Annotated in this window: 26 protein-coding genes and 1 tRNA gene; 14 read left to right on the top strand and 13 right to left on the bottom strand. The window is 65.6% G+C overall.

Translation table 11 applies throughout. The features are described 5' to 3' along the window. The first annotated feature begins 98 nt into the window (after nt 1-98). From ATE64_RS08405 to ATE64_RS08440, 8 genes are all read left to right on the top strand, one after another. Entirely contained in the window at nt 99-596 is a 498-nt protein-coding gene (locus ATE64_RS08405) for a UPF0262 family protein (RefSeq protein WP_058454780.1), read from the top strand. A 2-nt stretch (nt 597-598) separates the two neighbouring features. After that, the gene (locus tag ATE64_RS08410) at nt 599-1348 is read left to right on the top strand and encodes a GH25 family lysozyme (RefSeq protein WP_058454781.1); all 750 of its coding nucleotides are present in this window, start codon (nt 599-601) and stop codon (nt 1346-1348) included. Next, entirely contained in the window at nt 1345-1797 is a 453-nt protein-coding gene (locus ATE64_RS08415; RefSeq protein ID WP_058454782.1) for a cytidine deaminase, read from the top strand. Before ATE64_RS08410 ends, ATE64_RS08415 begins: the two co-directional genes overlap by 4 nt. Nucleotides 1798-1836: 39 nt before the next feature. Next, a complete protein-coding gene (dcd, locus tag ATE64_RS08420; RefSeq protein WP_058454783.1) occupies nt 1837-2391 on the top strand; it encodes a dCTP deaminase in 555 nt (184 codons plus the stop codon). A 156-nt stretch (nt 2392-2547) separates the two neighbouring features. Next, nucleotides 2548-4269, top strand: a complete 1722-nt coding sequence (locus ATE64_RS08425; RefSeq protein ID WP_058454784.1) for a cellulase family glycosylhydrolase — start codon at nt 2548-2550, stop codon at nt 4267-4269. An 83-nt stretch (nt 4270-4352) separates the two neighbouring features. Continuing rightward, nucleotides 4353-4832 (top strand): DoxX family protein, encoded by a 480-nt coding sequence (locus ATE64_RS08430; RefSeq protein WP_058454785.1) that lies wholly within the window; start codon nt 4353-4355, stop codon nt 4830-4832. 81 nt (nt 4833-4913) lie between these two features. Then, complete coding sequence (locus tag ATE64_RS08435; RefSeq protein ID WP_058454786.1) at nt 4914-6083, top strand: saccharopine dehydrogenase NADP-binding domain-containing protein; 1170 nt, start codon at nt 4914-4916, stop codon at nt 6081-6083. 7 nt (nt 6084-6090) lie between these two features. Continuing rightward, the gene (locus tag ATE64_RS08440; protein ID WP_058454787.1) at nt 6091-6891 is read left to right on the top strand and encodes a thioesterase family protein; all 801 of its coding nucleotides are present in this window, start codon (nt 6091-6093) and stop codon (nt 6889-6891) included. Here ATE64_RS08440 and ATE64_RS08445 read toward each other — a convergent pair. The 5 genes from ATE64_RS08445 to ATE64_RS21125 all read right to left on the bottom strand — a co-directional run bounded on the left by ATE64_RS08445 (nt 6882) and on the right by ATE64_RS21125 (nt 11312). Continuing rightward, nucleotides 6882-8228, bottom strand: coding sequence for an ATP-binding protein (locus ATE64_RS08445; protein ID WP_231729050.1), 1347 nt, complete (start codon nt 8226-8228; stop codon nt 6882-6884). The two genes, ATE64_RS08440 and ATE64_RS08445, sit on opposite strands and share 10 nt — an antisense overlap. Next, nucleotides 8225-8953, bottom strand: coding sequence for a response regulator (locus ATE64_RS08450; protein WP_058454957.1), 729 nt, complete (start codon nt 8951-8953; stop codon nt 8225-8227). Before ATE64_RS08450 ends, ATE64_RS08445 begins: the two co-directional genes overlap by 4 nt. Nucleotides 8954-9089: 136 nt before the next feature. Then, nucleotides 9090-9692 (bottom strand): hypothetical protein, encoded by a 603-nt coding sequence (locus ATE64_RS08455; protein ID WP_058454788.1) that lies wholly within the window; start codon nt 9690-9692, stop codon nt 9090-9092. A 159-nt stretch (nt 9693-9851) separates the two neighbouring features. Further along, on the bottom strand, nt 9852-10958 hold the full coding sequence (locus ATE64_RS08460) for a 2OG-Fe(II) oxygenase (RefSeq protein ID WP_231729051.1): 1107 nt from the start codon (nt 10956-10958) through the stop codon (nt 9852-9854). A 180-nt stretch (nt 10959-11138) separates the two neighbouring features. Beyond that, the gene (locus tag ATE64_RS21125) at nt 11139-11312 is read right to left on the bottom strand and encodes a DUF1328 family protein (RefSeq protein ID WP_082657675.1); all 174 of its coding nucleotides are present in this window, start codon (nt 11310-11312) and stop codon (nt 11139-11141) included. Nucleotides 11313-11547: 235 nt separating this feature from the next. Here ATE64_RS21125 and ATE64_RS08465 point away from each other — a divergent pair, with 235 nt between their 5' ends. Beyond that, nucleotides 11548-12792 (top strand): bifunctional alpha/beta hydrolase/OsmC family protein, encoded by a 1245-nt coding sequence (locus tag ATE64_RS08465; protein ID WP_058454790.1) that lies wholly within the window; start codon nt 11548-11550, stop codon nt 12790-12792. 41 nt (nt 12793-12833) lie between these two features. Here ATE64_RS08465 and ATE64_RS08470 read toward each other — a convergent pair whose 3' ends face one another. The 3 genes from ATE64_RS08470 to ATE64_RS08480 form a co-directional block, all read right to left on the bottom strand. Next, nucleotides 12834-13361, bottom strand: coding sequence for a hypothetical protein (locus ATE64_RS08470; protein ID WP_058454791.1), 528 nt, complete (start codon nt 13359-13361; stop codon nt 12834-12836). Further along, nucleotides 13358-14008, bottom strand: a complete 651-nt coding sequence (locus ATE64_RS08475) for a TetR/AcrR family transcriptional regulator (RefSeq protein ID WP_167541758.1) — start codon at nt 14006-14008, stop codon at nt 13358-13360. The genes ATE64_RS08470 and ATE64_RS08475 overlap by 4 nt, the downstream gene beginning before the upstream one ends. An 87-nt stretch (nt 14009-14095) precedes the next feature. After that, nucleotides 14096-14169: transfer RNA gene (locus ATE64_RS08480), tRNA-Gly, on the bottom strand. A 101-nt stretch (nt 14170-14270) separates the two neighbouring features. On the opposite strand from ATE64_RS08480, the gene dinB reads away from it, so the two are divergent. From dinB to ATE64_RS08500, 4 genes are all read left to right on the top strand, one after another. Then, complete coding sequence (gene dinB / locus ATE64_RS08485; protein WP_058454792.1) at nt 14271-15398, top strand: DNA polymerase IV; 1128 nt, start codon at nt 14271-14273, stop codon at nt 15396-15398. A 233-nt stretch (nt 15399-15631) separates the two neighbouring features. Beyond that, the gene (locus ATE64_RS08490; RefSeq protein WP_058454793.1) at nt 15632-16048 is read left to right on the top strand and encodes a hypothetical protein; all 417 of its coding nucleotides are present in this window, start codon (nt 15632-15634) and stop codon (nt 16046-16048) included. 21 nt (nt 16049-16069) lie between these two features. Next, nucleotides 16070-16825: a hypothetical protein gene (locus tag ATE64_RS08495; protein ID WP_058454794.1), complete on the top strand. Its 756-nt coding sequence runs from the start codon at nt 16070-16072 to the stop codon at nt 16823-16825. After that, on the top strand, nt 16822-17811 hold the full coding sequence (locus ATE64_RS08500; protein WP_058454795.1) for a hypothetical protein: 990 nt from the start codon (nt 16822-16824) through the stop codon (nt 17809-17811). Before ATE64_RS08495 ends, ATE64_RS08500 begins: the two co-directional genes overlap by 4 nt. Here ATE64_RS08500 and ATE64_RS08505 read toward each other — a convergent pair. Continuing rightward, nucleotides 17729-18202, bottom strand: a complete 474-nt coding sequence (locus ATE64_RS08505; protein WP_156418166.1) for a hypothetical protein — start codon at nt 18200-18202, stop codon at nt 17729-17731. The genes ATE64_RS08500 and ATE64_RS08505 overlap by 83 nt on opposite strands. A gap of 56 nt (nt 18203-18258) precedes the next feature. Next, nucleotides 18259-19851 carry a peptide chain release factor 3 gene (locus tag ATE64_RS08510; protein WP_058454797.1) on the bottom strand — a complete coding sequence of 531 codons (1593 nt, stop codon included), beginning with the start codon at nt 19849-19851 and terminating at the stop codon, nt 18259-18261. A gap of 77 nt (nt 19852-19928) precedes the next feature. Here ATE64_RS08510 and ATE64_RS08515 point away from each other — a divergent pair, with 77 nt between their 5' ends. Further along, on the top strand, nt 19929-20576 hold the full coding sequence (locus tag ATE64_RS08515) for a hypothetical protein (RefSeq protein WP_058454798.1): 648 nt from the start codon (nt 19929-19931) through the stop codon (nt 20574-20576). A 22-nt stretch (nt 20577-20598) separates the two neighbouring features. On the opposite strand, the gene ATE64_RS08520 is transcribed toward ATE64_RS08515, so the two are convergent. The 3 genes from ATE64_RS08520 to ATE64_RS08530 are packed head-to-tail and all read right to left on the bottom strand — an operon-like array spanning nt 20599 to nt 22347. Continuing rightward, on the bottom strand, nt 20599-21138 hold the full coding sequence (locus tag ATE64_RS08520; protein ID WP_058454799.1) for a 3-hydroxyanthranilate 3,4-dioxygenase: 540 nt from the start codon (nt 21136-21138) through the stop codon (nt 20599-20601). Nucleotides 21139-21142: 4 nt separating this feature from the next. After that, a complete protein-coding gene (locus ATE64_RS08525; protein WP_058454800.1) occupies nt 21143-21571 on the bottom strand; it encodes a RidA family protein in 429 nt (142 codons plus the stop codon). Further along, nucleotides 21568-22347: a fumarylacetoacetate hydrolase family protein gene (locus ATE64_RS08530; protein ID WP_058454801.1), complete on the bottom strand. Its 780-nt coding sequence runs from the start codon at nt 22345-22347 to the stop codon at nt 21568-21570. Before ATE64_RS08530 ends, ATE64_RS08525 begins: the two co-directional genes overlap by 4 nt. Nucleotides 22348-22349: the final 2 nt, after the last annotated feature.

The raw sequence follows: 22349 nt of genomic DNA on the forward strand, positions 1-22349 counted from the left end.
CAACAAGCGATGCCCGCTTCCCTAACATAGTTGTGGGTTGCTGTGAATAAGTCGCCCCCTTGCCCTTCACGCCCGGCCAAGTAGAAGCTCTTCGCAACATGACCGACGCCGATCCCTCGCAGCAGCGCATCATCTCGATCGACCTCGACGAGGGGTCTATCGTCTGGCGCAACCCCGATGTCGAGCAGGAGCGGCGCGTCGCGATCTTCGACCTGCTCGAAGAGAATAAGTTCGTGCCCCAGCGCGGCCACCCCGACGGCTATGCCGGCCCCTATCGGCTGAGGTTGCGGGTCGAGGAAGGGCGCCTGATCTTCGAGATCAGCCGCGAGGACGGTTCGCCGCTGGAAGCTATCATCCTCGGCCTTGGCCGCTTTCGCCGTCCGATCCGCGACTATTTCGCGATCTGCGACTCATATTATCAGGCGATCAAGACCGCGACCGCGCAGCAGATCGAGACCGTCGACATGGCGCGCCGCGGCCTCCACAACGAGGCGGCGGAGATGCTGATGGACCGGCTCGACGGCAAGATCGCGGTCGATTTCGACACGGCGCGGCGGCTGTTCACGCTGATCTGCGTGCTCCACATCAAGGGCTGAGCATGGCGACGCGCGCAGCGAAACGACCGGTCAAGGCAGACGGCAACTGGCGCGGCGCGATCGCGCATTTCCTGCGCCGCACCGCGGGACTGATCCTGCTCGCCGTCCTCTTGGCGGGCCTTGCCCTGTGGTGGGCGGCGCGCTGGGCCCCGAGCCGCGACATCTATCCGCTGCAGGGCGTGACGATCAGCGCCGACAATGGCGAGGTCCATTGGGGATCGATCAAGGCCGCGGGCGCCGATTTCGCCTATGTCGCCGCGACAGATGGCGCGAGCGGGGTCGACCCGATGTTCGCGCGCAACCTGTCGGGCGCGCGCGAGGTCGGTATCCAGGCAGGCGCGATCCATCGCTACAGCCTCTGCCAGCTTGCGACCGATCAGGCCGCGAACTTCATCCGCCACGTCCCGCGGCGCGCCGACGCGCTGCCCGCCGTCGTCTGGCTCGACTATGACGACCGCTGTCCCGACCGGCCGACGCGGGCGCTGCTGCTATCCGAGCTCGCGACCTTCCTCGCGCAGATCGAGGCGCATACCGGCAAGCGCAGCCTGATCGCGCCCGGCCCGTCGTTCGAAGGCGATTACAAGGTAACGCGGGGAATCGCGCGCACCACATGGCTGCGCCGCGATTTCTTCGAGCCAGACTATGGCGCGCACCCCTGGGCGATGTGGCAAGCGAACCACTATATTCGCCTGACCGGCGCCGACGGCACCGTCGGCTGGAACGTGCTGCGCCCGGAAGGAGAGACGCCATGAGCGAGACCCGCGATGCCCTGATCGCCGCCGCGCGCGACGCCGCAAGCCGCGCCTATGCCCCATATTCGGGCTTTCACGTCGGCGCGGCGCTGTTGCTCAAGAACGGCGATGTCGTCACCGGCGCCAATGTCGAGAATGCGAGCTATGGCCTTACGCTCTGCGCCGAGACGGCGGCGGTCGCGAAGATTGCCAACGAAGGCTGGATCGGCGAACTCGCCGAGGTCGCGATCATCGGCGGGCGCCCGGACGGCGGCGACCTGATCGGCGGCGATCCGGTCAATCCGTGCGGCCGCTGCCGCCAGATATTGAACGAGGCCGCAGAACGCTCGAAGGTCGATGTCCTCGTCCACTGCGCCTCTGGCGACGGCTCGGCGGTGAAGAGCTACAGGCTCAGCGAATTGCTTCCAGCCGCCTTCGGACCGAAGGATCTGGGGATGATCCCCGACTGACCGCTTGCGCGAAGCGCGGCCGCTCGACAAGACAGCGGGATGAGCATTCTTTCCGACAAATGGATTCGCGAAGCCGCCCTCAATCAGGGCATGATCGAGCCTTTCGTGGAGGCGCAGCGCCGCGACGGCTGCATCAGCTACGGCCTCTCCTCCTATGGCTATGACGCGCGCGTCGCGCCCGAATTCAAGATATTCACGAACATCGACAGCACCACGGTCGATCCCAAGGCGTTCGATCCCAAAAATTTCGTCGACCGCGAAACCGACGTCTGCATCATTCCGCCGAACAGCTTTGCGCTCGCCCGGACGGTCGAGTATTTCCGGATTCCGCGCGACGTGCTCGTCATCTGCCTCGGCAAGTCGACCTATGCGCGCTGCGGCATCATCGTGAACGTCACCCCGCTCGAACCCGGCTGGGAGGGGCATGTGACGCTCGAATTCTCGAACACGACGCCCCTGCCGGCCAAGATTTACGCCAACGAAGGCGCGTGCCAGTTTCTGTTCCTGCAGGGCAACGAGCCGTGCGAGACGAGTTACGCCGACCGCGCGGGCAAATATATGGGGCAGAAGGGCGTCACCCTCCCCAAACTCTAATTCATCGTCATTGCGAGCGCAGCGAAGCAATCCCGCGCGTGTTACGCAAACCCTGGATTGCCGCGTCGCCTCCGGCTCCTCGCAATGACGAAGATTGGTTGCGCCCCGCGCCAAAATTGATAACGTTCTCATAAATCCATAACCGGGGACGAGGACATGAAATTCGGGTCGATTGCGCTCGCGCTCGCAGCGCTGCTTTCTTCCGCCAACGCACGAGCCGAAGGCTGGCTGAGAGTCGACGGCACGCAGATCGTCGATGACAGCGGCCAGCTGGTCATCCTGCGCGGCATGGGACTCGGCGGCTGGATGCTGCAGGAAGGCTATATGCTGAAGCTCGGTGAACTCGGGCAGCAGCATGTGATCCGTGCGAAGCTCGTCGAACTGGTCGGCGAAAAGCGCACCGCCGAATTCTACCGCGCCTGGCTCGATAATCACACGACCGAGGCCGACATCGACCAGATGGCGAAATGGGGCTTCAATTCGGTGCGCCTGCCGATCCATTTCGACCAGCTCACCCTGCCCTCCGACAAAGAGCCCAAGGCCGGTGAAGATACCTGGCTCGAGGATGGCTTCCAGCGCATCGACCGCCTGCTCGAATGGAGCCGGAAGCACGGCATCTACCTGATCCTCGACCTCCACGCCGCGCCCGGCGGCCAGGGCAACGATCTCGCCATCTCGGACCGCGACCCGACCAAGCCTTCGCTATGGGAGAGCGCGGAGAACCAGCGCAAGACCGTCGTGCTGTGGAAGAAGCTCGCCGCCCGCTACAAGGACGAGCCGTGGATCGGCGCCTATGACGTGATCAACGAGCCCAACTGGAGCTTTGCGACGCCCGGCAAGGGCAATGGCTGCGACGAGACGGAGAACAAGGGCGTCTGGGAGCTCCAGCAGCGGATCACCAAGGCGATCCGCGAGGTCGACCAAAGGCATATCGTGATCATCGAAGGCAATTGCTGGGGCAATAATTACAGGGGCTTGCCACCTGCGTGGGACGCCAATATGGCGATCAGCTTCCACAAATACTGGAACCGCAACGACCCTGCGAGCGTCAGCGCGATCGAGGAATTGCGCGACCGTTATAACCGCCCGGTCTGGCTGGGCGAGTCGGGCGAAAACAGCAATGTCTGGTTCCGCGATTCCATCGCGCTGGTCGAGGGCGACGGGATCGGCTGGGCCTTCTGGCCGCTCAAGAAGATCGGCTTCAACCAGCCGCTCGAAATCGATCCAGGGCCGGGCTGGGCGAGGATCGTTGCATGGGCGACCGGCAAAGGGCCGAAGCCGGGCGCCGACGAAGCCTTTGCCGCGATGATGCAGCTGGCCGAGAACAGTCGCTTCGACCGCAACATTCCCAAGCCTGACGTGATCGACGCGATGATGCGCCAGCCGCACGATTCGGCGGCGCGGCCCTTCATCACGCGCCTGCTGGGCACTGCGCCGCTGACGATCCGCGCCGCTGATTACGATCTCGGCACCGCGGGGGTCGCCTATTTCGACGCCGCGGACGCCAATTATCACGTCGCGACCGGCGGCGAGCGGACCCTCTGGAATAACGGCACGACCTATCGCAACGACGGCGTCGATATCGCCCGCGAGGCGGACGGCACACCCTATGTGACCGAGTTCGTGACGAGCGAATGGATGCGCTTCAGCGCCGACGTCGCGGTAGCGGGCCGCCGGTCGGTGACGATACGCGCGCGCTCCGCCAAAGGCGGGCGCGTGGGAATCGATGAACGAGGCGCCGCCATTGCCGCGGGGACCGACTGGCAAACGCTCGACCTCGGCTCGATCGATCTGCTCGCGGGGCGCGGGTCGGTCGTGCTGCGCGCGATCGATTGCAGCGACTGCGAGATCGAGAGCCTGACCCTCGCGCCGCGCTGACCCCTGACGCTCGTAGGGGAACCCTTCGCCTCCCCGCGCGTCCTCTCTGCACCAGCGGGCGGGGCGCACGTGGAGGATGCCCTATGTCCATGATCGCCGTCTTCATCGGCCGCCTGTTCATCGCCGTGATCTTCATTGTGTCGGGGATCAACAAGCTGATCCATGTTTCCGACACCAACGCGATGATATCCGCCGCGGGCCTCCCCGGCGGCCTCGCTGTTCCCACAGGGCTGTTCGAGCTGATCGCCGGCATCTGTATCGCGCTCGGCATCTACGCACGTCTCTTCTCGATCCTGCTCGCCGGTTTCGTGCTCCTGACCATTCTCTTCTTCCACCGCGACTTCACCGACCCGATGCAGGCGATGGCGGCGATGAAGAATCTCGCGATTGCCGGCGGTCTCCTTTGCCTGTTCGGCTATGGCAACACGCGCTGGAGCTATGATGCCCTCCGCCGCCGCCGGCACGACGAGATCGCGGCGCATGAGGCCGAACTCCGCGCAGTTCGTGCGGAAGGGCGCGCCGAAGCCATCGATGCGCCGGTGGTCGCCCGCCGCCCCTGGTAGCGCCGCTGACGCTTCGCGCTTGGCATCGCGCACGGTCTGCGCTAGCCTCTACTTAACGTTTACGTAAAGGGAGAGTCTGCCATGACCGCGAGCCGCGATCTCGACATCATCGTCTATGGCGCCACGGGCTTCACCGGCCGCCTCGTCGCCGAATATTTCGCGCACCACTACAAGGGTCGCAAGGATGCGCCGAAATGGGCGATGGCGGGGCGCAGCCTCGAAAAACTTGCCGAGGTGCGCGACCTGATCGGCGCCGACGAGGAAACGCCGCTGATCGTCGCCGACGCCAGCGATCCGGCGAGCCTCGACGCGATGGCCGCGAGCACCAAGGTCGTGCTGACCACCGTCGGCCCGTATCAGCTTTACGGCAACGAACTCGTCGCCGCCTGCGTCCGCGCGGGTACCGCCTATGCCGACCTTTGCGGTGAGCCGGGCTGGATGCGCGAGATGATCGACACGCATGAGGCTGCCGCCAAGGCCTCCGGTGCGCGCATCACCTTCTCGTGCGGCTTCGACTCGATCCCCTTCGACCTCGGGGTCCATTTCCTGCAGGCGGAAGCGGTGAAGCGCCACGGCAAGCCCGCGCCGCGCGTCAAGGGCCGCGTTCGCAAGATGGCGGGCGGCGCCTCGGGCGGCACGATCGCGAGCCTGACCGAAACGCTCAAGGCGATCGCGAAGAAGCCCTCGCTCGCGCTGTTGCTCAAATCCTCCTTCGCGCTGACCCCGGGCTTCGAGGGACCGTCGCAACCGACCGGCCTTGTTCCCGAATATGACAGCGCGACCGGCACCTGGACCGCGCCCTTCGTGATGGCGCCGATCAACATGAAGAATGTCCACCGCACCAACTTCCTGCTCGGTCACCCCTGGGGCGAGGATCTCGTCTATGACGAGATGGTGATGACCACGATTGGCGACGCCGGCAAGGCGATGGCCGAAGCGATGGCGAAGGCGAACCCGTTCGATCCGAGCATCAAGCCCGGTGAAGGCCCGAGCAAGGAGGAGCGCGAGAACGGCTTCTATGACGTGCTCTTCATCGGCGAATATCCCGACGGCACGACGGTCCGGACGAGTGTGCAGGGCGACCGCGATCCGGGCTATGGTTCGACGTCGAAGATGCTCGCCGAAACCGGAATGGCGCTGCTCGAAAACAAGGGCGCGGGCGGTATCTGGACGCCGGGGGCGCTGCTTGGGGACAAGCTGATCGAACGGCTCACCGCCAATGCCGGACTGACGTTCCAGATCGAAGAATAGGATAAAGATGACGACCTCTCCCAGCGCGCTCGACGCGCTTCTCTCCACGCTGCGCGTCGAAGGCGACGCCGCGACCGCGCATATCGACGAGGGCTGGATGCAGGGCCGCACCGCCTATGGCGGGATCAGCTCTGCGGTTGCGCTGGCAGGCACGATGGCGCTCCATCCCACCGAGGCGCCGCTGCGCTATGCGCAGATCAGCTTCGTCGGCCCGGTCGGCGGCGATTGCACGGTGAATACCCGCGTGCTGCGCCAGTCGAAGTCGAGCCTCTTCATCGACGCGGGCGTGTCGAGCGACCAGGGCTTTGGCACCGCTGCGGTCTTCGCCTTCTCGGGCGAGCGCAAGAGCCACCTCGATCACAACCGGCTGACGATGCCCGACGCGCCTGCTCCCGAAACACTCGAGCCGGTCCCCGAGCACAAGGCGCGCCCGTCCTTCGTCCGGCATTTCGACATGCGCCCGACCACCGGTCCGCGCTTCGCCTGGAAAAGCGATGTCGGCGAATATCTGACCTGGGTGCGCTTTGTCGAGCAGCCCGAATGCCACCCGGCGGTCCAATTGCTCGCGCTCGGCGATGCCCTGCCGCCTGCGGCGATGGCGCTGTTCACCGAGTTCGGGCCGATCAGCTCGATGAACTGGACGGTGAATATGCTCGGCGGGACGCCGACGACCGATGACGGCTGGTGGCTGCTTTCGGCGAAGACGGGCTATGCGCGCGGCGGCGTGTCGGTGCAGGACATGATGCTGTGGAACCGCGCCGGCGAACCGGTGCTGAGCGGTAGCCAGGCGATCGCGATCTACGCCTGAACCGGCAGCTCGATCACTGCATCGAGCCCGCCGCCGGCACGGTTCGCCAGCGTCAGCGCCCCGCCCTCGCCCTCGGCAATCTCGCGCGCGATCGAGAGGCCGAGCCCCGCACCGCCGGTCGCCCGGTTGCGCGATTGCTCGCCGCGCGCGAATGGTTCGACAAGCGTCCGTATCTGTTCCTCGGTCAGACCCGGACCATCGTCGGAGACGATGATCTGCGTCCGGCCGGCTGCAGCGGTCACCGACAGCCGCGCGCGCGCCCCATAGGCAAGGGCGTTGTCCGACAGATTGCGCAGCGCGCGCTTGAGCAGCATCGGGCGAACCAGGACACGGACGTCGGCGACATCGCCGACCGCCACATCCTTGCCGCGCTCCTGATAATCGGCCGCAAGTTCGCCGATCAGTTCCCGGATCGGGACGCGTTCCTGCGCTTCAGTCCCGGCGCCCGATCGCGCGAGCGCCAATATGTCGGTCAGCATCGCGGTCATCTCGTCGATGCTGGTGATCATCTTGTCGCGCAATCTGTCGTCCTCGACTCCCTCGACGCGGACGCGGAGACTGGCCAGCGGCGTGCGAAGATCGTGGCCGACCGCACCGAGCATCCGGTCCTTGTCGGACAGCATGGTCGCAATGCGCGTGCGATAGGCGTTGAACGCCGCGATCAGGTCGCGCACGTCGGACGGCCCTTCCTCCTCGAGCGGGGTCGTGTCGCGCAACGCCGGATTGCTGCGCGCCGCGCGCGTCAGGTCGCGCAGCGGGCGCGCCGCGCGATATGCGATCACCATGATCGGGATCAAGAGCAGCAGGTAGAGCGTCAACGTCTGCCAGACCAGAAATCCCGACAGGCGGTTGCCCCCGGCCGCGATGCGCGAGCGCACCGCGAAATAGCGCCCGTCGACCTTGGCGACGACGACGACCGCGCGGTCTGGAAAGGCGGCGCGTTGCAGCCGCTGCCGCGACTTCGGCGGGAGCGCCCAGGCCTCGACCATATCGGCATGGATATTCGTGTCGTCGAGCAGCCCCGCAACATAGTTCGAAAGCTCGGGAAGACGCACTGCCCCCACGGGAAGCTGCGGCGGCGTTTCGGAAATCATCAGCTTTTGCGCGCGCTCGCGTGATTCTTCGTCACGCGGCGGCCCGCGAAACTCGCCGCGCCGGTCGCGCTCGATCGCGTCGATGACGCGCGCGACCGCCATGCCACCGCCGTGCGCCAGCGTCTGCTGCTTCATCCCGCGCGACAGCAGGACGAAATTGATCGCCTGCGCGAGAAACAGCATCACCGCGACCGCGAAAACGAGCTGGCCGACAAGGCTGCGGGGCCAAAGACGGAGTTTCACGCGGCCGGGCCCAGGCGCTTGACCTCGCAGGCGAGCGTGTAGCCCCCGCCCCACACGGTCTTGACGATTTGCGGATGCGCCGGATCGTCCTCGATCTTCTTGCGCAGGCGGCTGACGAGATTGTCGATCGCGCGGTCGAAGATATCGGCCTCGCGCCCGCGCACCAGGTCGAGCAACCGGTCGCGGCTCATGACCTGTCGCGGGTGACGCAGCAGCGCCTGCAGCAGATGATATTCGCCCGACGAAAGCGCGACCTCGTCCCCCGCCTCGTCGACGAGCACGCGCTCGACCTCGCGAAGAACCCACGGCCCGAAGGCATAACTTGTGCCGTTGCTGTCGACCGCGCGGCCGCCCGACTGCGTGCGGCGAAGGACGGTCCGGATGCGCGCGACCAACTCGCGCGGGTTGAAAGGTTTGACGACATAATCGTCGGCGCCGATTTCCAGCCCGATGATCCGTTCGGTATCCTCGGCGCGCGCGGTGAGGAGGATGACGGGAATACTGCCCGTCTCGCGCAGGTGCCGCGTGAGCGACAGCCCGTCCTCGCCGGGCATCATGATATCGCTGACGACAAGATCGACCGCCTGCGCGCGCAGCACCGAACGCGCCTCCGAAGCATTGGCGGCATCCGTAACGACGAAGCCCTGCGCTTCGAGATATTCGGATAGCGGTTCGCGGATCGAGGGCTCGTCGTCGATCAGCAATATGCGCGGCGTGTCGGTCATCATCTGTCCGTAAAATGCAGTAGTTCGCCCACCGGTCGATTGCGACCGGTGGGCGATGCTGGCAGGGGCCGGCGGCAAAGGCAATGCCGGGAGGGGGAGGATAGCCTGCCCGTCACCGCGGCCCCGCGCCATGGGGTTATTCGCTGGCGGGTGCAGCCGGAGCGGCGGCGCGCTTCGCGCGCCATTCGCCGGCCTTCGCCTTCCACGCCTCACGCTGCGCGGCGCGTTCCTCGGCGGTCACCTGGCCATCCTTGTTCGCGTCGGCCGCGTCGAAACGCGCGAGCGCCGCGGTCTGGAACTCGGCCTGGCTGATCACCTTGTCGCCATCGGTATCGGCGCGCGCCACCATCATGCCGTGACCGCCACGCTTGCCGTGATGACCGCGCATCCCGCGCTTGCCGTCACCGGCATCGGCGCGCTTCTCGGCGCGCTTCGCCACGCGATCGGCGCTGTGCTGGTCCCATTCGGCCTTGCTGATATTGCCGTCCTTGTTTGCGTCGAGACGCTCGAACATCTTGGCCTGCATATCCGCGCGCTTGGCGCTACGGTCACTCGCGTCGAGCTTGCCGTCCTTGTTGACGTCCATCCTGGCGAACATTTCGGTCGCATGCGCCTGCGCCTCGGCGCGCGTCAGCGTCCCATTGGCATCGGCGTCGCCCTTTGCCACCTGACCGGGGGCGGCGAAAACGGGTGCGGCGATCAACGCGGCACCCAGCGTCAAAAGCGAAATCTTTTTCACGTCACGAACTCCTCATGCGGGAACAAGCGATGTTCCGATAAGGGCGTTCTAGTTACGATTTGTCCCATTCAAGTGCCGGATAGGCGAAAAATTGTCGCAAATTGTCGCAAAAGCACAGCGGCGTTCATCTTGGCGCAAGTCGCTGCGCCCCGATTGCGGTCAGCCGGCTCGGTAAGCGCCCACGCCCTCGCCCAGATAGACATTGTTCGCCTCGCGCTGCGCCGCGGCGTCATCGTCGTACAGGAAAGGCAGAAAGGCGTAACGGCGCCCGCGCGTCACCGGCGTGGCCTCGTGAAGCAGGCCACAGCCGAACACGATCGCTCCGCCGGGCGGCGCGCGATAGGTACGCGATCCGAACTCGGGAAAGCGCAGCTCGCCACCGTCGAATTCGTCGTTCAGGTTGATCGTTACCGCGAAGCGGCGGTGCGCGGTCCCCTTGGTCGTATTGTCGCGATGCGGCCTGAAATGTCCGCCAACCGACGCATCATAGCAGGCGACGATATAGCGCTCCATGCGCGTCGCATCGAAATTATAGGCCAGATTGACCGCCGGCCGCACGCAGTCGTTGATCCGGCCAACGAGCGAGCGGCGCAATTCCATATCGGCGATGGTATAGTCCGATCGCCGCTTGTGCCCATGGTCGATGATCGAAACGGTCTTTCCCTCGACTTCGCGCATGAACCCCGAATCCTCTCCACCATCGGCCTCGTACAGGTCGATAAGGTGGCGGCAGGTGGCGCGGTCGAGCACACGGGGAATGCGAAGCACCGGCGCCCAGTCATCGGGCTGCTCTTCGTCGACCAGACGGTCTGCAAGCGCGAGCGCTTCGATCGCCTGCGACGGCGGATATCGCCCCGCAACTCTCAGTTGGCGGTCGAGAACGACGATATAGGCCTCGTAACGATCCGACCCTTCACGGCACGCGCCGTACGTCGTGCTGATCGCACGGTCATAGTCGAGGAAATGGCGCACCCCATATTGTCCCGAGGCGATCCGGCCCGAGGACACATCCCCCGCGTCGTGCGTCACGGTAAACAGGCAAACGCGCGAACCTTCATAGCGGTCGGACGCGAGGAGACTATCGAGCGCGGACTTGATCCCGGCATCGCGAGCCGACCCCATGAAGAACAGGATCGCGACGCGTCCCGCGATCGTATGGAAGGAATATCGCGGATTCCCGTCGAGCACCGGTGCCTTGAACCAGGGCGCGGGCACGCCGAACGCCGGCTTCGGTATCGACATCGTTACAACGGAAGATTTCTGCACCGCATCGCCCTCACCCGTTTTGAAGGCGGCATCCTACCATCGCGCGAAATGGGGGCACAAATGCCCAAAAGGGGTAAGCCCCGCCGCATTCCCGCGGCGGGGCTCGTCGATTCCGTCCCGGAGACCGGCGCCAATGCCGCCTGCCCCGATCAGGGAGGATTGTGAAACGACCGGTCGCCGTCAAACAACCTTGCGGCCAGCGACCACGCCGAGAATCAGGAAAAGCGCCACGAGCGCCAAACCGACGAAGAACAATATTTTCGCCACCCCCGCGGCGGCCCCGGCGACACCGCCGAACCCGAGAAGTGCTGCCAACAACGCGATCACCGCAAAGATCAAAGCCCATTTGAACATCAGACATCTCCTATCCGGCGGGCACGGAACGCCGCCTTCCGGAGAGGCAAGAAAACGGCCCTCCGAAAGCCGGGCGATCCATCGTCGCGCCGCCTGTTCCTGCATTTCGTGTGCGCTATTAGAACGAGAGGCAGCGCCGAAAGTTCCTGTCGACCGATCGGCATCGGCGCATTCCGCGTGACCCGTTGCCGCGACACGCGTAGCATGGCCCCGTCACCGAAGAAGGAGAGGGCGCATGGTCACGCAGCCGTTTCGGTTCCCCGGCTCGGCGGGCAAGACATTGTCGGGACGGATGGAGCTTCCCGGTGGGCGCGTGCGCGGCTGGGCGATTTTCGCGCATTGCTTCACTTGCGGAAAGGATAACCGTGCGGCGGTCCGGATCGCGCGCCTGCTCGCGCGCGAAGGAATCGGGGTGCTGCGGTTCGACTTCGCCGGCCTCGGCGAGAGCGAGGGCGATTTCGCGGACAGCCGCTTTTCGTTCGACGTGCAGGATCTCCAGGCGGCCGCGCGGGCGCTCGCGGACGACGGCAAGGCACCGTCGCTGCTGATCGGCCACAGCCTTGGCGGTGCGGCCGCGATTGCCGCGGCGGTCGACCTGCCCTCGATCCGCGCGGTCGCGACGATCAACGCGCCGTTCGATGTCGCCCATACGCTCCATCAGTTCGATCCCGCCGCGATCGCGACGATCGACGCCGAGGGCGCCGCCGACGTCCTGCTCGCCGGACGGCGCTTTCGCGTCGGGCGCGGCCTGATCGACGATTTGCGCTCGCAGGACCAGGGCGCGCGCATCGCGGCGCTGCGCCGTCCGCTACTCGTTATGCACGCGCCGCTCGACGATACGGTCGGCATCGAGAATGCCACCAAAATCTACGTCGCGGCACGGCACCCCAAAAGCTTCTTTTCGCTCGACGACGCCGACCATCTGCTCAGCCGTCCGCAGGACGTCCAGCGCGTCGGCTCGATGATCGCGGCTTGGGCCAGCCCCTATCTGACCCCGCCGCCCGAAGCGCCCTTGCCGCCGGTCGATGCCGAAGCCGAAGAGACGGGCGACGGAAAGTTCCAGGTTGCGATCAGCACGGGCGACCATGTGTTCCTGGCCGACGAGCCGGTCAGCGTCGGCGGCGGCGGCACGGGCCCCAGCCCCTTCGACCTCCTCTCCGCCGCGCTCGCCGCCTGTACGACGATGACGCTGCGCCTCTATGCCGACGGCAAGAAATGGCCGGTAACGCGCATCCGCACCGCGGTCGGCCACCAGAAGGAACTCGCCGATCCCCAGCCCGACCTTTTCAACGTCCGCATCTCGATCGAAGGCGCGATCGACGCCGAGCAGCGCGCCCGAATGATGGAGATCGCCGAACGCTGTCCCGTTCACAAGACGCTCGAACGCGGCGCGCGCTTTACGACGGCCGAAGGCGATCCACCCGCCCCGTGCGAACCGCCCGAGGCGCATATGGAGGCGATGGACCGCGCGACCGGCTGAAGGCGTGCAGCCGATCCGGCCTGCATTGGCCAACGGCGGACTCAGGCGGCCAGTGCCGGCGCAGACCCAGGTCCGAACATCACTGCGCATTGTGCCGGATTCATGAAATCGCGATAGCGTGCGGCATCGACGCTGGTCAGGACTTCGACGAGGGTCATATTGTCGATCCAGAGCTCGATCAGGCCGAAAACGCCGCCCCGTTCGCAGCGGATCGCCCGAATTCCCGCTTCCCGCGCCAGCGCGAAAATCTGTTCGTCATCGAGGCCCGTGACGATGGCGATATGGAAGGCTGACGGGCGCATAGGGTGGCCATCGGAAATAATCTGATCCTCCCACGGCATCTGCGCCGGTTCCTCGGGAACGAGCAGAGGGTCGGCTTCCCCGACGCCGGGATGATGAGCGATGCCGACGGGATAGACCTCCACGGCCGTTCCCGACCCATCGCGCGCAACGGCGATCCACGCGCCCGGAACGACAGGAAATGTGAAAGCCTGTCCATCGATGAGGGCCGAGAACAAAAGCGCGGTCGCTTGAGGGTCGGCGGAGGGAATCGAAACATGGGCAATCATTTCATAGGATCCTTGATTTGTTCTAGAATCAGTTCGATCAGCCAGCGCGTGGCCTCGGCCGCTTCGGCGCCGTGCAAGTCCCACTGCTCGCGCAGCGAGGCCCAGGCATAGGCACTGTGGAGAAGCTGGAGCAGCGCGGCGACTTGCCGCTTGCGCTTGCCTTCAAGCTCGGGCGCGGCATCCGCCACAATGGCAAGAAAGGCTTCCTGTCGTTCCCCGTTCAGCGCGGCGCGCATTTCGCGTCCCTGTGGCGTCGCGATGGCGGCGATGATCTGGGGGGCGACCCGATCGAAGCCCGCATAGAGTTTGTCGTGCTGGCCCCGGAGCTCGCCGACGCTCGTCGGCATACCGATCCCGGGCCCCATCCGGGCGTTGATGCGTTCCCATATGCCACGCAGCAAGGCTTCGCGATTGGGGAAGTGGCGATAGACCGTCATTTCGGTAACCGCCGCACGCTCTGCAACCGCCCTGAACGTAATGGCGCTCTGGTCCCCGTCCTCGCCAAGCAGCCCGGCGGCGGCGTCGCAAATCCGTTCGCGGGTCAGCGCCGTCTGCGCCCTGCGCAGCGAAGGCTTGGTCGGTTCAATTGATGTTTGTTCTGATACCACAATGATAGTTTTACTAACGTCAATATGGCTCCTGGTCAAGCCACGTGGCACGCCCGGCAGAGGAACGGCACGGCGCAGCGGCCGATCAAAGCGGCCTTGCGAGGAATTCAGACGATAAAAAGGGGATGGAGCGGGTAGCGGGAATCGAACCCGCCTAGCTAGCTTGGAAGGCTAGAGCATTACCACTATGCTATACCCGCATCTCCAAGGTCGGCGGCGATTGCCAGTTTGACCGCGCGGCGTCAAGCGCGCCCTTGCACGGAACATTGAGAACATTTCGGCAACATGCTAGACCATCGGCGTGAAAAATGGCGAAGATCCAGTTCCCAACGACGGGCCCGACCCGCCCGTTCGCAAGATCATCCATGTCGACATGGATGCCTTTTACGCGTCGGTCGAACAGCGCGACGATCCGGCACTCCGCGGCAAGCCCGTCGCAGTCGGCGGCTCGTCGCGGCGCGGCGTCGTCGCCGCCGCCAGCTATGAAGCGCGCAAGTTCGGGGTGCGATCAGCGATGCCCAGCATCACCGCGAAGCGCCAGTGCCCCGACCTCATCTTCGTGCCCCCCCGCTTCGAGGTCTATCGCGACATCTCCCACCAAATTCGCGCGATCTTCCGCGACTATGCCGACGAGGTCGAGCCGTTGTCACTCGACGAAGCCTATCTCGACGTCAGCCGCGACAAGGCCGGACTCGGCAGCGCAACCGCGACCGCGAAGCTGATCCGCCGGCGGATCCGCGAGGAGACGGGGCTCACCGCCTCGGCCGGCGTCTCGTACAACAAGTTCATCGCCAAACTCGCATCGGACCAGAACAAGCCCGACGGGCTGACCGTCATTCGCCCCGGCGAAGGCGCGGCCTTCGTGCAGACGCTGTCGATACGCCGCTTTCACGGCATCGGCCCGGTGACCGCGGCGAAGATGGAGGGACTCGGCATCTTTTCCGGCGCCGATCTCGCGGCGAAGGACATGGCCTGGCTTGCCGAGAATTTCGGAAACAGCGCAGAGTGGCTCCACAATCTGGCGCGCGGAATTGATCATCGGCGGGTGAAATCGAACCGGCCGCTGAAGTCGCTCGGCGGCGAGCGCACCTTCTTCAACGACCTGATCACCGACACCGAGATCCGCGAGGCGCTGGCGCATGTCTGCACCGTGGTGTGGGACCGCGCGGCAAAGAAAGGCGCGCGCGGGCGGACCGTGACGCTGAAACTGCGCTACGCCGATTTTCAGACCATTACGCGCGCGCGGACCGTTCCCGCGCCGATCGTCGACGGCACGGCGCTGCTCGCCGCAGGCGAGGCGATCCTGGCCCCGCTGCTGCCGACCGGGCAGGGCATCCGGCTGCTCGGCATCACGCTGAGCAAGTTCGAGGGCGAAGAGGATGAGGAAGCGGCAGAAGCCGCACCCGCCGATCTCCTCAGCCTGCTCTGACATCCACCCCGCGATCGCCCGCCGCGGGATAGTGTGCCATCGCTGGCCGCCTTTATCGCCAAGGCGAAATTAACGCCGATTCTCGTCGCGATTAGCGCACGCCGACCCTGTCTTTGCCTTGACCGGGCCGGGGGCGGAGCGCAGCCCTCGCCGCGGACGAACATGAGGTCGCATCGCTGCCCGCCCCCTCAAAGGGCAGCACGTCCGGTTTTCTGACAAACTGGAGAGACATCATGGCCAAGCAACCCAAAAGGCTCGAGAAAAAGATCGAAATTGTGGAAGGCAAGAACTTCCACAAGGAGCTGAAGATCGAGAAAATCGAAAAGATCGAGCACAAGGAACTGAAGCACGAAAAGCTCGAAAAGAATGAGCTCAAGGAGAACAAGAACGAGAAGATCGAGCACAAGGAATTCAAGGAGTTCAAAGAGTTCAAGGAGCATGGCGAAAAGCCGATCAAGGAAAAGGACGGCAAGGAACTCGTCGAAAATCCCGGCGACATCTTCGACCCCGTGCTCCAGATCGAGGCGCTGAAGGCGCATCTCGAACAGCTCGAAAAGGCCGCCGTCGAAGTCCGGCACTTCATCGAAAGCGCCGAACGTCCCGACCTGGGCGAGGGTGCGCTCAAGAATGAAAAGGACAAGAGCGGCTGACACGGGGCGGAGGCACCGGCAATGAAGCCCCTGCTCATCCTGTATGAAGAGTATGACCTGTCCGCGGCATGGCTCGCGGACAGGCTCCGCGCCCGCGGCCGCGCGGTCCGCGCGCTGACCGCCGCGACGCTCGGTACCGAAACGCTGCGCTGGCATCACCGGCTCGGAGCGGGCGGCGTCGATTTCATCCTCACCCATTCGAACGGGCAAACCCTGTCGCCGGACGATTGCGGCGGCGTGGTCAACCGCCTCCACTATCTTCCCCTCGCACTGCTCGCGCGCATCGGCGGCGAAGACGAGGATTATGCGCGCAGTGAGCTTTATGCGCTGTTCCTGAGCTGGATGGCGGCGCTCCCCACCCCCATCCTCAATCCGCCGACGCCGCAGGGGCTCGCAGGCAACTGGCGCCATCCGTCGGCCTGGACGATACTTGCGCAGGCGGCCGGACTGCCCGTGGTGGCGTGGCGGCAGGACAGCGCGGGCGAGCCCGAACGCGACTGGACGATCGCCGAGCAACCCGGCGAGATTTGCGTGGTGGCGGTCGGTGGCCGGCTGGTGCAACCGGGCTGGCCCGCCACGATCGATCTGACTGCGGCGGTCGAGCATGGCTGCATCGCGCTCGCGCGCGCGGCGGGCGTCGGCCTGCTCGGCGTGCGCCTGATCCCCGACGACGCCATTCCGGAAGGTTGGCGCTTCGTCGGCGCCAACCTGCTCCCCGATCTCGCCGCCGGCGGCGAACCGATGGTCGACGCCATCGACGCGGCCTTTGCGTCATGATCCTGCTCGCCGGCATCCCCAGCGAAACGCCGCTCCGCCTCGTCCGCGAGGCACTCGACGCGCGCGGCGCCGATTATCGCCTGTTCAACCAGCGCGAGGTCGCCGTCTGCGATTTCGCCTTTCACATCGACGACGGCGGCCTGGACGGCAGGCTTACCCTGGGCAGCGACCGCATCGCGCTCGGCGACATCGCCGCCGTCTATCATCGGATGATGGACGATAACCGGTTGCCGGAGGTCAAGCCGCTCGCGCCCGATGCCCCGCCGCGCCGCCGCGCGCGCGCCCTCCACGACGCGCTCTACCGCTGGTTCGAGGTTGCGCCGGCGCGGATCGTCAACAGGTCTGACCCGCAGGGATCGAACATGTCGAAGCCCTTTCAGGGGCAGATCGTGCGCCGCCACGGCTTCGACATTCCCGAAACGCTGATCAGCAACGATCCCGATGCGGTGCGCGCCTTCCACGCCGACCACGGCCCGCTCATCTACAAATCTATCAGCGGGGTACGATCGATCGTCGCCGAGCTCGACGTCACCGACCGCGACCGGCTTGAACGCATTCGCTGGTGCCCGGTGCAGTTCCAGCAGCGCGTCGCGGGAACCGATATTCGCGTCCATGTCGTCGGCGAGGATGTGCACGCGACCGAGATCGCGAGCGACGGCGTCGACTATCGTTATGCATCGCAGCGCGGCGGCCGCACCGACCTTTCGGCGATCACGCTTCCCGACGAGATCGCCGAACGCTGCGTCGCGATGACCGCAGCCATGGGCCTGTCGCTGTCGGGCATCGACCTGCGCCGGGCCCCCGACGGGCGCTATTATTGCTTCGAGGTCAATCCGAGCCCGGCCTTTTCCTATTACGAGCTCGACACCGGCCAGCAGATCGCCGCGTCGATCGCCGCGTTGCTTATGGCCGGGCCGCCGGACTCGCCACCAGTGCGGGCGCAAAACGCCGGATCGCCGCCTGCATCTTTGGCGACAGCGTCCTGAAATCGCAGCGGATCAGCGTCTCGTCCGATTCCTGTATCTCGTCCTGAAACGGCGCCCCGACGCGATAGAGCGCGCGGCCGGGGCCAAGCAGCTTGATGCGGAAATAGCCCGCGCCGTCATAGCCGCCGAACTGCATCTGGGTAAAACCGCCCGCGACAGCCCGCGCCTGCGTGATCGGCTCGAGTTCGGCGGCCGGCCCCATGCTGCCGTTGGGACCGTAATAATAGAGGGCGCCCCAGCGTTTGCCGTCGAATATATAACCGTGACGGACGGCCGTGCATTTTTCCGTGTCGTTGGTCCAGAACCCCGGCGCGACCGGAAGCTTGATCCCCTGTGCCGCCACCGGCGCGGTGCCCGCGGCCATCGCCAGCGCCAAAATCCATCCGCGCATCGATACCCCCGCCATGACCGACCTTGACGTCATGGTGCCGGACTTGGCGGACCCGATCAACCCGCGTCGGCGAAAACGCGCTCTTTCGTCGCGGTGAAACGGATCGCCGGGTGGCGTTGGGTCACATAGCCGACTTCCCACGCATCCTTCGCCATGAAAACCGGCGCGCCGTCGCGGTCGGCGGCGCTGGCGCCGCGGTGGTCGGCCTGGAAGGCTTTCAGCGCGGCGGGATCGTCGCTCGCGATCCAGCGCGCCGTGTCCCAGGGCGATGCCTCCAGCTTCGCCTCGACCTTGTATTCGGCCTCGAGCCGGCTGATCAGCACTTCGAGCTGAAGCTGGCCGACCACCCCGACGATCATGTTCGACCCGATCTCGGGATAGAAGACCTGGATGATCCCCTCCTCGGCCATATCGTCGAGCGCCTTGCGAAGCTGCTTGGTCTTGGTCGGATCGACGAGCGCGACGCGGCGCAGGATTTCGGGGGCGAAGTTCGGCAGGCCCGTGATCGTGATGTCGGTGCGTTCCGACAAAGTATCCCCGACGCGCAAGGTACCGTGGTTCGGAATGCCGATGATGTCGCCGGGATACGCCTCTTCGGCCATTTCGCGGTCCTGCGCGAGGAACAGCATCGGGCGGCTGATCGCGATCGCCTTGCCCGTCCCGCCCTGCATCAGCCGCATCCCGCGCTCGAACTTGCCCGAGCACAGACGCATGAAGGCGATGCGGTCGCGGTGCGCCGGGTTCATGTTCGCCTGCACCTTGAAGACGAAGCCGGTGACGGCCTCGTCGTCGGGCTGTACCGGCGCGGGCTCGGCGGGCTGCGCGCCGGGTCCGGGGGCGTGCGCCGCCAGTGCATTGAGCAGGTCGACGACGCCGAATTCCTTGAGCGCCGATCCGAAATAGACCGGCGTCAGATCACCATTCCGATACGCCGCCGGGTCAAAGGGCGCATAGCAAGCCGACGCCAGCTCGGTCTCTTCCTTGAGGTACGCGAGCGCGTCGGCGCTCAGCTGCGCCGCGAGTGCGTCATCGTCGAGCCCCGTGACGCCGACGCGATCACCCTCATACATGCGCGACGCATCGCCGCCGGGCTTCATGATCGCGGGATCGACCAGGTCGTAAATCCCCTCGAACTGCCCGCCCATGCCCGCGGGCCAGTTCATCGGGCAAACGTCGAGCGCGAGCCGGTCAGCGACCTCGTCGAGCAATTCGAACGGCGGCAGGCCTTCGCGGTCGACCTTGTTGACGAAGGTGATGATCGGCACCGAGCGCAGGCGGCAGACCTCGAACAGCTTCAGCGTCTGCGGCTCGATGCCTTTTGCGGCGTCGATCACCATGACCGCGCTGTCGACGGCGGTGAGCGTGCGATAGGTATCCTCGCTGAAATCCTCGTGCCCCGGCGTATCGAGCAGGTTGAAGACGAGCCCGTCATGTTCGAAGGTCATCACCGACGAGGTCACCGAAATCCCGCGCTGCTGCTCGATTTTCATCCAGTCCGAGCGCGCGCGCCGCGCCTGGCCGCGCGCCTTGACCTCACCCGCCATATGGATCGCGCCGCCCGCGACGAGGAGTTTCTCGGTCAGCGTCGTCTTGCCCGCGTCGGGGTGTGAGATGATGGCAAAGGTGCGGCGGTCGGGATGCTTGGACATGGCGCGGGCGCCTAGCAGGGTGCGGGGCAAGTGGAAAGGGGCTGGCGCGATGCCGTCGCCGCGCGCAGTATCGCACCATGCGCCAGCTTCTCCTCGCCATCGCTCTTCTCGCCGCTCCAGCGATCGCACAGGACAACGCCTTCGTCGGCGAATATGGCATCGCAGAAGGGCCCGACGTCGGCGGCGGGCTGCTGATCCGCGGCGACGGCCGCTTCCAATATGCGCTCGCGGCAGGCGCGCTGGACGAACGCGCCGAGGGACGCTGGGAGGCGCGGGGCGACGGCATCTGTCTGACGACCGAACCCAAGCCGGTGCCGCCGGCCTTCGAGAAGGGGGTGCCGATCGCGGTCGAGGGCGCCATCCCCACCCTCCTCGTCACCTGGCCGAACGGCGAAGGCATTCCGGGAGTCGATTTTCGTATCGGGTTCGACAGCGGCGATCCCGCCGAAGGCTATACCCAATATTATGGCTGGACGATGCCCGAAGACGACCATCGCTTGCCGCGCTGGGTCGAGGTGAGCGAGCCGATCCACGGCGTTACCGCACCGCGCTTCGAGCTGTCCGGCGCCGACCGCGGGAAGCTTCGCCTGACGCTAATCCCCAATGATATCGGCGTCGTCGATATGGAGAGTGCATGCGTCGAAAAAACGGATCGCGGCGTCGTCCTGCACCGCAGGGACGGCGACATCCGTTTCGTGCGATTGGGGAGCGAGAGAGGCGAATAAGTGATGGCGTTCGCCCTCGTCGTCAGCCCTCGGCGCGCGCGCCATGTTTGCCGGGGTGGACCGTTCCGCAGTGCCCGCAGGTCCGCAGGTCCTCACTGGCATAAAAGGCCTCGAACAGGGGGGGCAGGTCGCGCACGATACTCTGGAGCTGGACCTCGACGCGGTGGACGATGTGGCCGCAATCGTCGCAATACCATTGGAAGGCGTCGACCATTCCGTCGGGCCGCTTGCGCTCGATGACGAGCCCTACGCTCCCTGCGACCGGGCGCTGCGGCGAGTGCGGGACATGCGGCGGCAGCAGGAAGATGTCGCCCTCGCGGATCGGCATGTCCTTCGGCCCCTCGTCGGTCCACAGCCGCAGGTTCATGTCGCCTTCGATCTGGTAGAAAAACTCCTCGAGCGGATCGTCGTGATAGTCGGTGCGCTGGTTGGGACCGCCGACGACGGTGACGATGAAATCGGCGTCCTCCCAGATTTGCGTATTACCGACAGGCGGCTTCAGCACGTCGCGATGCGCCTCGATCCACTCGCGGAAGTTGAAGGGCAATCCATAGGTCAGCATGGTGTCATCCTTTAGGGGGGCGCGGAATGAAGGCGGTCGCCTTGATCTCGATCAGCAAATGCGGGTGCGGAAGCTGATGGACAGCGACGGTAGTGCGCGCGGGGCCGGCCTCATCGAAATATTCGGCATAGACGCCGTTGTAGCCGCCGAAATCGTTCATGTTGACGAGGAAGCTGGTCACGTCGACGACATCGGCAAGCGAGCCGCCCGCGTCGGCGAGGATCGCGCCGATATTCTCGATCACCGCGCGCGTCTGTTCGGCGATGTCGAGGCTGACCGTTCCGAACTCGTCGGCCGATGCGCCTGCGAAGCTGTTGTCCGGGCGGCGCGAACTGGTGCCCGACACGAACACGAAATCGCCCGCGCGGCGATAGTGCGGAAAACGCCCGCGCGGGCGCGCCTTGCCCGGAATCACCCGTCCTTCGCTGCTCATGCCGCATCCCCCTCGATGATGAACCCTACCCGGCCGAGGTGGCCCGCGTCGAGCGACACGGTGCGTGCCGAACCGATCGCCGCTGCTGCGGTCGCCCCGCCCAGCATCACCGTCCAGCCGGGCTGGAGGATCAGCCCCTCCGCATCCGCCAGTCGCGCCGCGGCGATGAGCGATCGGATCGGATCGCCAAGAATCGCCGCGCTCGTTCCGGTTTCGGCGACCGCATCGTCGACGCGCATCGTCATCGCGACATCGGACACGTCGGTGTCGGCGGAAAGCCATGGCCCGACGACGAAGGCCGAGGAAGACGCATTGTCGGCGACGACATCGCCGAGCGCGAAGCGGAAATTCTCGTAGCGGCTGTCGATGATCTCGAGCGCCGCAGCGACCGCATCGACCGCCGCAAGCGCCTCCTCGCGCGACACCTCGCCCGACAGCGGCGCCTTCAGCCGCACCGCCACCTCGGGCTCGACGCGCGGGTGGATGAAGCGCGCACGGTCGATCGTCGCGCCGTTGGTGACGACCATGTCGGAGGTCAGCCGGCCCCATATCTGGTCCTTGAGCCCCATCTGCGCCATCTTGGCTTCGCTGGTGAAGCCCATCTTGACGCCAACCAGCGTCGCGCCGCGCGCGAGGCGATGATCGATCGCGGCGCGCTGGATGGCATAGGCGTCGGCGAGCGGCAATTCGCCCCCCTCGCCCGTGATTTGCGGGATCGCCCTCGCCTGCCTTGCGGCATCGTCGAGCCTTGCAGCGATTGCGGCAATGTCGGCCATCG

The sequence above is a fragment of the Sphingopyxis sp. H073 genome (assembly GCF_001468395.1).
GTDB lineage: Bacteria > Pseudomonadota > Alphaproteobacteria > Sphingomonadales > Sphingomonadaceae > Sphingopyxis.

Excerpts from the sequence above, each read along its gene's own strand:
- ATE64_RS08405 (WP_058454780.1), top strand. The coding sequence starts at position 99 with ATGACCGACGCCGATCCCTCGCAGCAGCGCATCATCTCGATCGACCTC.
- ATE64_RS08410 (WP_058454781.1), top strand. The coding sequence starts at position 599 with ATGGCGACGCGCGCAGCGAAACGACCGGTCAAGGCAGACGGCAACTGG.
- ATE64_RS08415 (WP_058454782.1), top strand. The coding sequence starts at position 1,345 with ATGAGCGAGACCCGCGATGCCCTGATCGCCGCCGCGCGCGACGCCGCA.
- dcd (WP_058454783.1), top strand. The coding sequence starts at position 1,837 with ATGAGCATTCTTTCCGACAAATGGATTCGCGAAGCCGCCCTCAATCAG.
- ATE64_RS08425 (WP_058454784.1), top strand. The coding sequence starts at position 2,548 with ATGAAATTCGGGTCGATTGCGCTCGCGCTCGCAGCGCTGCTTTCTTCC.
- ATE64_RS08430 (WP_058454785.1), top strand. The coding sequence starts at position 4,353 with ATGTCCATGATCGCCGTCTTCATCGGCCGCCTGTTCATCGCCGTGATC.
- ATE64_RS08435 (WP_058454786.1), top strand. The coding sequence starts at position 4,914 with ATGACCGCGAGCCGCGATCTCGACATCATCGTCTATGGCGCCACGGGC.
- ATE64_RS08440 (WP_058454787.1), top strand. The coding sequence starts at position 6,091 with ATGACGACCTCTCCCAGCGCGCTCGACGCGCTTCTCTCCACGCTGCGC.
- ATE64_RS08450 (WP_058454957.1), bottom strand. The coding sequence starts at position 8,953 with ATGACCGACACGCCGCGCATATTGCTGATCGACGACGAGCCCTCGATC.
- ATE64_RS21125 (WP_082657675.1), bottom strand. The coding sequence starts at position 11,312 with ATGTTCAAATGGGCTTTGATCTTTGCGGTGATCGCGTTGTTGGCAGCA.
- ATE64_RS08465 (WP_058454790.1), top strand. The coding sequence starts at position 11,548 with ATGGTCACGCAGCCGTTTCGGTTCCCCGGCTCGGCGGGCAAGACATTG.
- ATE64_RS08470 (WP_058454791.1), bottom strand. The coding sequence starts at position 13,361 with ATGATTGCCCATGTTTCGATTCCCTCCGCCGACCCTCAAGCGACCGCG.
- ATE64_RS08490 (WP_058454793.1), top strand. The coding sequence starts at position 15,632 with ATGGCCAAGCAACCCAAAAGGCTCGAGAAAAAGATCGAAATTGTGGAA.
- ATE64_RS08495 (WP_058454794.1), top strand. The coding sequence starts at position 16,070 with ATGAAGCCCCTGCTCATCCTGTATGAAGAGTATGACCTGTCCGCGGCA.
- ATE64_RS08500 (WP_058454795.1), top strand. The coding sequence starts at position 16,822 with ATGATCCTGCTCGCCGGCATCCCCAGCGAAACGCCGCTCCGCCTCGTC.
- ATE64_RS08505 (WP_156418166.1), bottom strand. The coding sequence starts at position 18,202 with ATGCGCGGATGGATTTTGGCGCTGGCGATGGCCGCGGGCACCGCGCCG.
- ATE64_RS08510 (WP_058454797.1), bottom strand. The coding sequence starts at position 19,851 with ATGTCCAAGCATCCCGACCGCCGCACCTTTGCCATCATCTCACACCCC.
- ATE64_RS08515 (WP_058454798.1), top strand. The coding sequence starts at position 19,929 with ATGCGCCAGCTTCTCCTCGCCATCGCTCTTCTCGCCGCTCCAGCGATC.
- ATE64_RS08520 (WP_058454799.1), bottom strand. The coding sequence starts at position 21,138 with ATGCTGACCTATGGATTGCCCTTCAACTTCCGCGAGTGGATCGAGGCG.
- ATE64_RS08525 (WP_058454800.1), bottom strand. The coding sequence starts at position 21,571 with ATGAGCAGCGAAGGACGGGTGATTCCGGGCAAGGCGCGCCCGCGCGGG.
- ATE64_RS08530 (WP_058454801.1), bottom strand. The coding sequence starts at position 22,347 with ATGGCCGACATTGCCGCAATCGCTGCAAGGCTCGACGATGCCGCAAGG.